Genomic DNA, 11,442 nt, shown 5'->3' on the forward strand with positions numbered 1-11,442 from the left:
CAGATCACCGAGATGACCACGCAACTCACCGGGCTGGTGACGCAAGTCTCGGATCAGGCGCAGCGCTCGGATCAGGCGATGGAGCGCCAGCGTCACGAGACCGATCAGGTGGCGACGGCGATCAACGAAATGTCCGCCGCCGCGCAGGAAGTGGCGAAGAGCGCGCAGAATGCCGCTGTCGCTGCGCAACAGACTGACGAAGAAGGCCAGAGCGCCAAGCGCGTGGTGGCCGGCAGCATCAAACAGATTCATGCGTTGGTCGATGACATCCGCAGCAGCGGCGTTTCGCTGGATAGCTTGCAGCAGGACGTGAGCTCGATTGTCGGCGTGCTCGGGGTGATTCGTTCGATTGCCGAGCAGACCAACCTGCTCGCACTGAACGCAGCGATCGAAGCGGCGCGGGCCGGTGAGGCCGGGCGTGGGTTTGCGGTGGTGGCGGATGAAGTGCGCGCGCTGGCCAGTCGCACGCAGATCAGCACCCAGGAAATTCAGGGGATGATTGATCGTTTGCAGGCCGGGACGCAGTCGGCGGTGGAAGCGATGCGCCGATCCAGTGAGGCGGGTGACGGCACGTCGGCGCAGGCCAATCAGGCCGGGGCTTCGCTGGATACCATGGCGTCGTTGATTGCGACGATCAACTCGATGAACGCGCAGATCGCCAGCGCGGCGGAAGAGCAGACGGCGGTGGCGGAAGAAATCAATCGCAGCGTGCACCAGATTGCGGTGGCGGTGGACAGCGTGGCGGATGAGACGCAGTTGGGGGCGCAGACTTCGCGTAGTTTGGCGGATCTTGGTCAGCGGCTTGGCAAGCTCGTAGGCCAGTTTCGGATTTGACTTTGAAAAGCCCCTCACCCTAGCCCTCTCCCGGAGGGAGAGGGGACTGATTGGGGGATATTGCAGAAATGCGCCGACCTGAAAGCTCTGCTATGAATCCATAATCGACTCGATATTTCAGGTCGATGTAAGGCGCGAGACATCTCGGTCAGTCCCCTCTCCCTCGGGGAGAGGGCTAGGGTGAGGGGCTCTTGATCTTCAACCCTTCACCCCTTCAAGCCCGATCCCAATAAGGCACTTCGCCGAAGCATTCGATAAAGAAGTCGATGACGGTGCGCACCTTCACCGACAAGCGCCGACTCCCCGGCCACAGCACCGCAATCTGCTGCGGCTCCAGACTGTTCGACACCTGATACTCGCCCAACACCGGCACCAACGTGCCTTCGCGCACCGCCTCGCCAATCAGCCACGACGGAAACATCACCAGCCCCAAGCCCTGTTCGGCGGCTTGGGTGAGGGTGTCGGCGTGGTTGCCGGTGATCGGGCCTTTCACCGAGTACGGCGTCCAGTCCTGCCCATCGCGCCGGAAAAACCAGCGCTGCAGTCCGGCCGCGCCTTTGTACGCGAGGCACTGGTGTTGCGCGAGATCGTCAGGGTGTCGCGGGGTGCCGTGGCGTTTTAGATACGCCGGGCTGGCCGCGACCTGAAAGCGGTGCGGTGCCAGAATCCGCGCTTGCATGCTGGAGTCGTGCAGCGGGCCGATGCGGAACAGCAGATCCGCGCCTTCTTGCAGCGGATCGACGTAATGGTCGGTCTGCTGAATATCCAGTTGCAGCTTCGGGTAGCGCGCGCACAACTTGCCCAGCCACGGCGTCAGATGGCGCTGGCCGAACACCACCGGGGCGTTGATGCGCACCAGGCCGGTGGGTTCGCTTTGCTGTTCCTGCAACGCCTGTTCGGCTTCTTCCAATTGCACCAACACCAATCGCGCGTGATGGCCGAGCATGCGCCCGGCTTCGGTCGGCGTGACGGCGCGGGTGTGGCGGTAGAGCAATTGCTGGTTCAGCGCTTGCTCCATCAACTGGATCTGCCGCGAAATCGAGGAGGGCGCCACGCCTTCGCGACGGGCGACTTCGGAAAAACTGCCGTGATCGAGCACGGCCACAAACAGTCGCAGCGCTTTGAATCCGAGTTCGTTGAGGCCGAGCATGGTCTGTCCTGCTGTGCGTGTTGCGCAAAAGTGTTGTCCGGATGCTCCCATTTATCGCACAGCGACGCCAGCCGATAATCCGCGCCATTGTTGACTGGGCTGGATTGTATTTATGCAAACGTTGGATGAAGTGAGTGTTGCGCCGCCGGTGGCCAAGCCGGGGTTGCGCTTATTGTTGCTGCCGCTGGTGATTCTGGCGGGGATGGGTTTGTCAGTGGAGGCGGGTTTGCTCGGGCCGTTGGGTGCGCAGGTCGGGCATTTGTGGGCGACGTTGAGCATCTTTGGCGTGGGCTCGGCGATTCTGTTTTTGCTGCTGTTGTTTGCGGGGCCACAGAAAGGGCCAGCGCTGAACACGCTGCCGCGCTGGCAGTTGATCGGTGGTTTGCTCGGGCCGATTTATGTGGTGGTGCTGACCTTGGCCACGCCGCACATTGGTATCGCCATGACGATGATCGCGATTCTTTCCGGGCAGGTCGGCAAGAGTGTGATGATCGATCATTTCGGCTGGTTCGGGGCGACGCGCAAGAAGGTCAACGGTGAGCGTTGGTTGGCGCTGCTGTTGATTGTCGCGGCACTTGTTTTGATTGCGCGGGGTTGATGATGAATCTGGTTATTTTGTTGGCTGTGGTGGTGGCGGCGGGTGCGGTGTTGAGTGTTCAGGCGGCGATCAATGGGCGCTTGGGGGAAACCGTTGGTGTCTTGCGCAGTAGTTTGTTGACGTTTGCTGTGGGTGCGTTGGTGACCGGGTTGTTGATTTTGTTTTTTGAACCGGCGCATGCGGTGGGGTTGTTGGATGTGCCGAAGTGGCAGTTGAGTGGGGCGCTGTTTGGGGTGGTTTATATGATTGTCATGGTGGGCGCGGTGCCTCGTGTGGGGACGGCGGTGGCGACGGTGGCGGTGATTGTCGGGCAGTTGGGGATGGGGATGTTGATTGATAATTTTGGCTGGTTCGGGAATCCGGCGATTGAGTTGTCGGGGAGTCGGGTGTTGGCGATGGTGCTTTTGGCGGGGGCTTTGGTGTTTATGTATCGGAGTAGTGTGCGGGGTTCTGATTGATTTTGTTTTGGGGGTGTGGGCATATCCGTTGCTGCGGTGATGGCTGGTTATGGTTCCGCCCTTACGGCGGGTCACTTTTGGCAAACGCCCCAAAAGTAACCAAAAGGTCTGTGCCCTGACGTTCGGCCCGCTCGCTGGGGCTCGGGGTTCCTTCGCTGCGGGATCGATCCGGGGGGCAGCGCCTACGGTTTGCTTCGCTGCACCTCCTCTCGCTGTGTTTGGCTGCGCCAAACGGTCGCTGCGCTCCCACCCCCGGATCGATCCCTCCACTCAGCCTGCCGACGGGCTCTAAGATCAAAAGCAGGCGAGCTGACACTCGGCCTATTGAGTGGTGAAGAGCGGGGTGCGCACGGCTTTTTGATTTGCGTTGGATTCGCCCCTCACCCCAGCCCTCTCCCGGGGGAGAGGGAGCCGATGGTGGGCCTTTCAAAATGTGCATTCAACTCGGTATATCACGTCGGCGTAGCTCTTCCATTCCACGCAATCAGTCCCCTCTCCCTCCGGGAGAGGGCTAGGGTGAGGGGCTCTTGATCTTGATCTTGATCTTGATCTTGATCTGGCTTTTGATTTTGGCCCCCATCGGCAGGCCGAGCGTAGGTGTTCATCCGGGGTAGGCGCGTAGCGCCGTGCGGCGTAGCCGCATACATCGAGAGGAGGTGCAGCGAAGCAAACCGTAGGCGATGCCCCCGGATGGACACCGTAGCGAGGGAACACTGAGCCTCAGCGAAGTGCCGTACGCCGGGGGCCAAGCCTTTTGCTTACTTTTCGGCGTTTGGAAAAGTGAGTCGCTGTAAGAGCGAAACCGCCAGAAGCCCCACCCGCAGCAACGGATATGCCCCCAAAACCCCAAACCCCCAAAACCCCCAAAAACCCAAACAAGCAAAATCAAAAGATCGCAGCCTTCGGCAGCTCCTACACTGGTAATCACGGCTTACCTAAAAGCCCCAGACAACCACCACCCAAGGAGTCTGCCCCATGCCCGATAGAAAATGCGATTGCCCAAACTGCAAATGCACCATCAAAGAAGGCGATCATGCCTACGCCGTACACGGCAAACACTACTGCTGCGAAGCCTGCGCCCACCACCACAAAGGTGGCGAAGAATGCTCAAGCAAAGGCTGCCACTGCGCACATCCCAAATAAACACAGGCAAAAAAAAGTGGAGCCTAATCAGGCTCCACTTCCAGTTTCAGACTTTCATCATCCAGCCGCTCGGTATGCCGCACCGTGCCTTGCAATCGCCGCCCCTCAACCCGAACCACCACGGTTTTCGCCTGGTCGAGGTCTTCCGGTAACGGCGCTGGCACTCTCAGGGCGAAGCAATACGGATCATCATCGACCGCTTCCAGACCCACGCGGCAATCCACGCTTTTGGTGATACGCCCAAACAATGTGTCGAGGCCGTAGTCCAGATGCGCCGGGCTGCTGCTGAAATCGATCATGGTTGCATTCCCCCGAATGTTCGCGTGCAGGCTGAGCTTAGCTGGTCGGTCGCCAGACGACGTTTTCCACGCCGAATTTTTCCGCCATCGGTTTGCTGGTCTTCTGTACTTTTTCACGACCAAAGCGCGGAATGCGACCCACGCCGGCATCGCAACTCGCCCAGTGCCACGCCTCGGTGTTGTCCATTTTGTCCGAGCGGATAATGAACGACTTGGCTGTGCCGTGAAGGGTGTACTCGATGACGTAGAGTTTTGCGTTGTTCATAAAGCCCGTATTCCTCCCTGTGGTAATAGAGGGATCGCTGAGCACCGGGAAAATTCATTCGGATTGTCCGACGGTATCTATCGTTGGCGAGGTTTCGGGCGACTGGTTACCATGGCGGCTCCGTCAACCCCAATGAATGCTCACCATGGCCCTCGCCACGCCCCCCGATTTCACTGACATCGATGTGCCCGTGCAACCGCTGGCGCGCACGTATCCGCGCGGGTTGTTTATCGAGCCGCATGAGCATGACTGGGGCCAGTTGCTGTACGCGATGAGCGGGGTGATGTGGGTCGAGACGCCGCATGAAGCGCTGGTGGTGCCGCCGCAGCGCGCGGTGTGGTTGCCGCCCGGGGTGCCGCACGGGATTCGCGTGGTGTCGGATTTGCAGATGCGCAATATCTACCTGCGCCCGGCGCTGGCGGCGACGCTGGATCAGACGGTGCAGGTGATCGAGGTCGGTGGTTTGCTGCGCGAGTTGATCGTCGGGCTGGTGGAGCAGGGCGACAGCGGTGAGCCGGCGTATTACGAGGCGTTGGTTGGTTTGGCGTTGTTGGAGTTGCAGCGCGCAAGGCGTTCGCAGCTGAAAATCCCGATGCCGGATGATTCCGATCGGCGCCTGATGAATCTTTGCCAGGCAGTGATGGCCGCGCCGTCGCTGGAGATCCCGTTCGAACAGCACGCGGAAAACGCCGGGGCCAGCGTGCGCACGTTGGCGCGGTTGTTCAAGGACAGTCTGGGCATGGGCTTCGCCGAGTGGCGGCGACAGGTACAACTGGCGACGGCGGTGGCGGAGTTGATTCAGGGTGTGGCGGTGAGTGTGATTGCCCGCGAACTCGGCTATTCACCGAGCAGCTTCAGCGACATGTTCCGCCGCGAACTGGGCGTCGCCCCGTCTCAGTTCACGTTGTAACGACGCTACTTCCTGAACCTGCACAAACTCTGTAGGAGCATGGCTTGCCAGCGAAAGCGGAGTGTCAGCAATATCAATGTTGGCTGAATGGACGCCTTCGCTGGCAAGCCATGCTCCTACAAGGTTTTGTGGTGATGTCGGCAGGTTTGTCCGAAATTCAGAAGTCCTTGGCCGGTGCCCTTCGCCGAGCCTCCCTACACTCTGCCCATTCCTTTCAAACGGCAGAGTTCTCCCCATGAACTACCTGATTTCGCTGGCCATCGGCCTCGGCGTTGGCCTGTTGTACGGCGCGCTCGACTTCCGTTCTCCCGCGCCGCCGGCCATCGCGCTGGTCGGTCTGCTCGGCATGCTTGCGGGTGAGCAGCTGTGGCCGATGGGCCGGCAATGGGTCGCCGCTTGGTTGTCCTGAATCTTCCTTTCTCCTTCGGTGGATCACTCCATGAAAGCACTGCAATTCGATAAAACCGGCGACCTGTCCTCCCTGCGCTTCGTCGACGTGCCGACCCCGGTGGCCGGCGCCGATGAAGTCCTGGTGCAGATCAAAGCGGCCGGGCTCAATCCCAGCGACGTGAAAAATGTGCTCGGACGTTTCCCCTACACCACGTTGCCACGGATTCCCGGGCGCGATTTCGCCGGTGTCGTGGTCGAAGGCCCGCAAGCGTTGATCGGTCAGGAAGTCTGGGGCACGGGCCGTGAGCTGGGCTTTTTCGCCGACGGTTCCCACGCGCAATTCGTCAAGCTGCCGGCCAACGGTGTCGCCCTCAAGCCGTCGCGCCTGAGCTTCACCCAAGCCGCCAGCCTTGGCGTGCCGTACACCACGGCGTGGGATGCGTTGGAGCGCAGCCTCGTCAAAGCCGACACGCGTTTGCTGGTGATTGGCGGCGGTGCGGTCGCCACAGCGGCATTAGCGCTGGCCAAAGTGCGCGGTGCAAAAATCCTGGCAGCGGCGCGGCGTCCGGAGCAGGTGGCGGAGTTGCACGCGCAGGGCTACCAGACGATTCAACTGGATAAACCCGAAGACCTCGGTGCGCAGGTCAACGCGGTGTATCAGGGCGGCGCTGAAGTGATCTTCGACACCACCGGTTTCTGGCTGCCCGCCTCGGTGGCGGCGCTGGCAATCTTCGGCCGAATCGCAATCATCGCCGCACCGGTAGACGGCCAAGTGCAGTTGCCGGCACTGGCGTTGTATCGCAAGGGCGGTTCGGTGGTCGGCGTCAACACATTGCTCTACGGCGTCGAAGCCTGCGCAGCGATGTTGAACCAGTTCGGCCAACTCTTCGACGAAGGCTCGCTGCCGTTGCCGCAAGGCCTTGTCGAATCACCACTGGCCGACGGCCTGGCGCGCTACACCGAAGTCAACGAGGGCGGCGGCGACAAAATCATCCTGATTCCCTGAGCCCCCCAAATTCCCCTGACAACGCAAAACCTGTAGGAGCCGAGCTTGCTCGCGAAAACGGTGGATCAGCCAACCTCTCAGTCGACTGACCCACCGCCTTCGCGAGCAAGCTCAGCTCCTACAAGGGACTGTGTCGTCTGGGGTTACGCGGGCACTTCTAGATTATCCAGCGCCCGATTCACCGCCAGTTCCCCGAGCATCACCACCTGCTGAATCCCCAGCAACGTGTGGCGATACGGCGTGTCGAGCGCCGCGGCAAAATCACTGAGCATCACACTGGCCGAAGCCATCGATTCACAAGCGTGGGCTAGCAGATCTTCGGTTTTGATATTGGGCGCGATGACGAACATCAGGCTCGGCAGACGCGGATCATTGTGAGTCGCACCGGGGCAGAGGTAGTGATCAAGCGCACGTTCAGCGGCGTCGTGGAGTTTGCGCGAATGAGGGGATTCGTAGGGGGACGTGGTGTCGATGTCGGGTGGGTTGGGTGTTGGTTTGAACATGGTGAAGCTCCTTGATTGTTGGAGCCGCCACGGTTCGCTGCGAAACGAATGGGGTGGCAGCTGTACGCAGGTTCGCAGACCGGGAATCAAGGAACCCGGCATACCCGAAGGTATCCCGCGCACAGCCGCCATAACGCAATGCTGTCAGCTGCACTGTGCGCCTCGATTGATCCGGGCTGCGAAACCCGATCGCTGATTCGTCAACGACCCACAAACGATAAGGCCCGTCTCCAAGGCGCACAAGCCGGCGGATTCTGGCGTAGCTGTAGGCAATGGCGCAAGGTTGTGTAGCCTTGGAGAGTTTCTGCAGGTGTCTGTTAAACATCCCCGTTTAAAAATTCGGTTATTGAACCCTTCTCGGCCTTGGCCGCCGTCTTCGTATGTGGGGTAGGCAGCGTCAAAGCGTAAAAGTGAAATAGTCAAAATATAAGTGGTCGGATGTTTCAGTTTGGAATCGGCTTATAGCCTCGCCAGCGGGCGCGGAGTACTCGATCCATTTATTATTTGGTGTGTAATAGTCGGGGCTTGCTGGAAGCGTGAGTTGTCCAATGGGTTGCTGATCGAAGTTGTAAAAAGTAATTAAGGCTTTGTGACTTTGAAATGTGCAGGAGAATTTTATTTTTATGCATGGAACATCCAACGCGAAGGCCACAGTGTCAACCCCCGTGTGTACGGGTAAAGTTTTATCTCCGGATACATAAATCGCCGGGCCATCCAGCATTCCAGGGTGTTGGTGATGAAATTGGATGCCGCACGGTCCAGTTCCACTAATGCAGAAAATCCTCATTCTGGATACTTTTGCGCTATTCCCGGCAAACAATTTGACGGCGGGATGCCCGTCAAAGTTTTCTGTTATAAGTGGGCGCAGTAGCGATGTTTGTAATTCTGGGAGTGCAATGTATTGTTTTTCTTCCATGCCACCATCAAAAGATACTTTGAATGAAGAATTGATCGTGGTGCCGGATTTTAAAGTGTGCAAAATTTTTCGCGAAATTTTCGCGACAACACCACTGATAGATTCCGTTTGGTCAATCTCCCGTCCCTGCTCCAGAATAATCACGTCGGGTTGTCCGCTCTCAAGTACAACATGGACGGACAAGGAAATTCTTTGCCTTGCAGCAATCATTGGCCAAGGTGGGACAAACACTGTGGCATCTCCAGGAAATGTTTGAAGGTCGAGTACTTTCTGCCCAACTGATCCCGTCGCTTCCTTGATTTCAGGTGTCGGAAATCGCGGATCTCCGTCAATCATTTTGATAACCCTCAATTCAAGTGCCGGTGATTCTCCAATCGGTTCGTTACCCTGATGCAAGCTCCACTTGAATTTCAGATCCTTGCCATGACGTGCAGCTAAAAACTCCGGTTTCAGCTGCATATTTGCCTGTTTATTACTGTCGAACGCCACCAGTGGAAACAGCGGTGAGCCTGCGGGTGCGTCAATCTCAATCAAGCGCGCATGGTCTCCTACTTGAGCATCAGGATATTGAGCCTGTAAGGTCACACCCTGCGGGTAAGCCAAAGCGTCAATAGGATTCACTGCGGGTTGTAGCAACTTCGGTGGCTGCAAATTGCTTGTGTCTCGTCCTATGACTTGCGCATTGGCGGTTGCGGAGGTTCCGATAATGACGCTATGGCGAATCAACTGATAAAGCACTTTTACCGAGCTATCCCTCACGACTTTGGCATGAGGGATATCCCACGCCAAATGAGTCGGTACTTGTGTAATAGGCAGTGTTTCCTCATTGCGCGCAATCACAACACCATTCAGTTCGGCGCTGAATAACAGGTAAATTGAGTCACCCACTTTCCAGAGTGAATCCGGTAAATGCACCAAGGCCCAGAGCGGCCCGCCTTTCATTTTTTCCAAATCGACAACCGTAGGATCGTCGTTGTTTTCGGTCGGTATCTCCCTGAGCACTGCCATTGGCAGCGTTAATCGTTTCAAGTGCACATCCGCCGTCACCACATCCGACCAAGTCGGTGGTCCTGATGGATTCGTCACGTAATCGAGTACTCGGAATTTGAATTCGAAGTCCGAATCATCACCGCCCTGTTCCAAAATAGTTCTCGTGATCGGAATCTGGAAATTTTGTGGGGTCGGAGGGAAGGGAGAGGTTCTCTCGGGTAACACTCGATGTTCAACACGTACACCGTTGCAGTCGACGAGAATGCGGTCGTACCACTGGGTGTTTTTATAGGTGATGCTAACGCTCACGGCGTCCGCCTCATCGGGGCCGATGCTGTCGTGACTGACGCTGATAGTTAGTACTGGCGGCGTGTCGCCCGGGGGAGACGTACGGTGCAGCAATATCAGGTCTGGGGTGAACTCCTCTTCCTGGGAAGTGCGTTTAATGCCGAATTTGATTCGGTTGTAGCCTTTTTGAAAGACACCGGTAGGTATCCGCAATGGCGTGTCATCGTTTTCCGCGCCCTTGGCGATTGTTGTACTGCTCACTACATCATCGTTCAGGTAAAGCTTGAGTAAGTCGTTTTCTGCCTGAAGCAGATAGGCTCGCATGATCACCAGAAATCCGTCAGCCACGTTAGTGTCCGCAAGGGTTGCGCCGCCATGGGCTTGAACATCGGCGGGCACGAGGTCGACCATTTTTGGTGCCTTGGGCAGGGTCAGTTCTACAGCTTTGACTGCGCGGAAATTCATCGCCATCTCCAGATTTCAGGGGGGATTGCCTTGGCGATATCTAATGCGATGTGGGTGATGGCGTCACCTGTCAGATCTGACAGGGTAGGGTGGGTTTCGGATGGGCGGTTCTAGTTGTTGGCAAGCGTTTTTAACATCAAAAGATTGCAGCCTTCGGCAGCTCCTACAGGGGGAACGCGAATTCTGTGTAGGAGCTGCCGAAGGCTGCGATCTTTTGATCGGTGTCCCTTAAAACTGGTAGCCCACGCCCGCGTAATACCCCCAGCCATTCGAGCGCGCACGGAAGTTGCCGTCGCCAAAATTCAGCTCGCTGCCGTCTTCCCAATTGCCGCCATTGTGGAAATACCGGCCCACCAGCGTGAAGCGCAAATGCGTGAACGAGTACAGCAACACGTTAGTCGCCACCGTCGCATTCGCGGTGCGGGCGGGGTTGTCTTTGTGGATGTCGGAGCCGAAGTCGAAGTTGGTGAAGCCGATGTAGGTCAGTGAGGCGCCGTTGCTGAATTTGTCGATGGGCACGATGTATTTGAGTTGCGCGCGGTAGCCGTCCCAAGAATATTCGTTGCTCGCGCCGTAGTTTTCCCACTGATAACGGCCGTAGAGGTTGGCTGACAGGTTGACCCGCGAGTGCGTGTCGATGTCGGTGCCGAAGCCGCTGTAGAGGGTGTTGGCGCGGTTTTCCTTGCGGCTGCCGTGATCGTAGATCCAGTCGAACGCGACGTACCATTCCTTGAAAGGGCCGATGGCCAGGCTGCGGCCGGCGAGGTAGTCGATGGAGATGCGCGGTTCGTGTTCCATGAACAGCGGCGAGCCGTGATCCCACACGCCTTTGTCGTGGCTGTTGCCGATGTTGAAGATCTTCGGGATGTCGACGTAGCCGTACAGCTCGAACGGGCCTTTGCGGCCGAAGTACTCGTATTCCAGATAAATGTCGTCAGCCGGTTGCGGGCCAAAGCTGATGTCTTTGCTGCCAATCAGCATCAAGTCCTGGTTGTACCAGTCCGACAGGTACGCGCCTTTTTTCGGCGGGCTCGCTTCCGGGCTGAGTGCTTCGCCTTGAGCGGATTCTTCTGGCAGAACGGGCTGAGCAGGTTGCGCGAAAACGCTGTGGCTGAGAAGTCCGGTAACGCCGGTCAGTAGCAAGGAAACAGTCAGCGTGCGCGCAAACGAAGCGCGAAGGGGGAGTGCGGCGTGCATTCAAAGTCCTTTTTTGCAGATCAAGGCCCG

At 58.0% G+C, this 11,442-nt stretch carries 12 protein-coding genes and 1 pseudogene; 7 read left to right on the plus strand and 6 right to left on the minus strand.

All coding sequences use genetic code 11. From position 1 onward, the window contains the following. Positions 1 to 240: 240 nt before the first annotated feature. Positions 241 to 834 (plus strand): annotated as a pseudogene (locus ACIP1X_RS03295) (methyl-accepting chemotaxis protein); the annotation flags it as partial. Positions 835 to 1,048: 214 nt separating this feature from the next. On the opposite strand, the gene ACIP1X_RS03300 reads toward ACIP1X_RS03295, so the two are convergent. Beyond that, positions 1,049 to 1,984, minus strand: coding sequence for a LysR family transcriptional regulator (locus ACIP1X_RS03300; protein ID WP_400749332.1), 936 nt, complete (start codon positions 1,982 to 1,984; stop codon positions 1,049 to 1,051). Between the two features lie 112 nt (positions 1,985 to 2,096). Between ACIP1X_RS03300 and ACIP1X_RS03305 the strand changes: the two genes are divergently transcribed. The 3 genes from ACIP1X_RS03305 (at position 2,097) to ACIP1X_RS03315 (ending at position 4,183) form a co-directional block, all read left to right on the plus strand. Further along, positions 2,097 to 2,582: a DMT family transporter gene (locus ACIP1X_RS03305; RefSeq protein WP_400749335.1), complete on the plus strand. Its 486-nt coding sequence runs from the start codon at positions 2,097 to 2,099 to the stop codon at positions 2,580 to 2,582. Beyond that, positions 2,582 to 3,040: a DMT family transporter gene (locus ACIP1X_RS03310; RefSeq protein WP_400749337.1), complete on the plus strand. Its 459-nt coding sequence runs from the start codon at positions 2,582 to 2,584 to the stop codon at positions 3,038 to 3,040. Before ACIP1X_RS03305 ends, ACIP1X_RS03310 begins: the two co-directional genes overlap by 1 nt. Before the next feature lie 975 nt (positions 3,041 to 4,015). After that, positions 4,016 to 4,183 carry a metallothionein gene (locus ACIP1X_RS03315; RefSeq protein ID WP_081730276.1) on the plus strand — a complete coding sequence of 56 codons (168 nt, stop codon included), beginning with the start codon at positions 4,016 to 4,018 and terminating at the stop codon, positions 4,181 to 4,183. A 23-nt stretch (positions 4,184 to 4,206) separates the two neighbouring features. Here the strand turns inward: ACIP1X_RS03315 and ACIP1X_RS03320 are convergent, their stop codons facing one another. Both ACIP1X_RS03320 and ACIP1X_RS03325 read right to left on the minus strand, forming a co-directional pair. Continuing rightward, the gene (locus tag ACIP1X_RS03320; protein ID WP_053121912.1) at positions 4,207 to 4,482 is read right to left on the minus strand and encodes a hypothetical protein; all 276 of its coding nucleotides are present in this window, start codon (positions 4,480 to 4,482) and stop codon (positions 4,207 to 4,209) included. A gap of 37 nt (positions 4,483 to 4,519) precedes the next feature. After that, positions 4,520 to 4,747 (minus strand): DUF6555 family protein, encoded by a 228-nt coding sequence (locus ACIP1X_RS03325; RefSeq protein WP_053121910.1) that lies wholly within the window; start codon positions 4,745 to 4,747, stop codon positions 4,520 to 4,522. A gap of 136 nt (positions 4,748 to 4,883) precedes the next feature. Here ACIP1X_RS03325 and ACIP1X_RS03330 point away from each other — a divergent pair, with 136 nt between their 5' ends. The 3 genes from ACIP1X_RS03330 to ACIP1X_RS03340 all read left to right on the plus strand — a co-directional run bounded on the left by ACIP1X_RS03330 (position 4,884) and on the right by ACIP1X_RS03340 (position 7,053). After that, on the plus strand, positions 4,884 to 5,657 hold the full coding sequence (locus tag ACIP1X_RS03330) for a helix-turn-helix domain-containing protein (protein WP_212545678.1): 774 nt from the start codon (positions 4,884 to 4,886) through the stop codon (positions 5,655 to 5,657). Positions 5,658 to 5,892: 235 nt separating this feature from the next. Continuing rightward, positions 5,893 to 6,066 carry a DUF1427 family protein gene (locus tag ACIP1X_RS03335; RefSeq protein ID WP_082341460.1) on the plus strand — a complete coding sequence of 58 codons (174 nt, stop codon included), beginning with the start codon at positions 5,893 to 5,895 and terminating at the stop codon, positions 6,064 to 6,066. A gap of 30 nt (positions 6,067 to 6,096) precedes the next feature. Then, complete coding sequence (locus ACIP1X_RS03340) at positions 6,097 to 7,053, plus strand: zinc-binding alcohol dehydrogenase family protein (RefSeq protein WP_400749339.1); 957 nt, start codon at positions 6,097 to 6,099, stop codon at positions 7,051 to 7,053. Between the two features lie 143 nt (positions 7,054 to 7,196). Here ACIP1X_RS03340 and ACIP1X_RS03345 read toward each other — a convergent pair whose 3' ends face one another. The 3 genes from ACIP1X_RS03345 to ACIP1X_RS03355 form a co-directional block, all read right to left on the minus strand. Then, positions 7,197 to 7,556: a DUF6124 family protein gene (locus ACIP1X_RS03345; protein ID WP_400749342.1), complete on the minus strand. Its 360-nt coding sequence runs from the start codon at positions 7,554 to 7,556 to the stop codon at positions 7,197 to 7,199. 397 nt (positions 7,557 to 7,953) lie between these two features. Beyond that, positions 7,954 to 10,215, minus strand: a complete 2,262-nt coding sequence (locus tag ACIP1X_RS03350) for a hypothetical protein (RefSeq protein ID WP_400749344.1) — start codon at positions 10,213 to 10,215, stop codon at positions 7,954 to 7,956. Between the two features lie 228 nt (positions 10,216 to 10,443). After that, positions 10,444 to 11,412 carry a nucleoside-specific channel-forming protein Tsx gene (locus tag ACIP1X_RS03355; protein WP_400749347.1) on the minus strand — a complete coding sequence of 323 codons (969 nt, stop codon included), beginning with the start codon at positions 11,410 to 11,412 and terminating at the stop codon, positions 10,444 to 10,446. Between the last annotated feature and the right edge of the window lie 30 nt (positions 11,413 to 11,442).

Source organism: Pseudomonas sp. NPDC088885 (genome assembly GCF_044750025.1).
In the GTDB taxonomy this organism is placed as follows: Bacteria; Pseudomonadota; Gammaproteobacteria; order Pseudomonadales; family Pseudomonadaceae; genus Aquipseudomonas; species Aquipseudomonas rustica.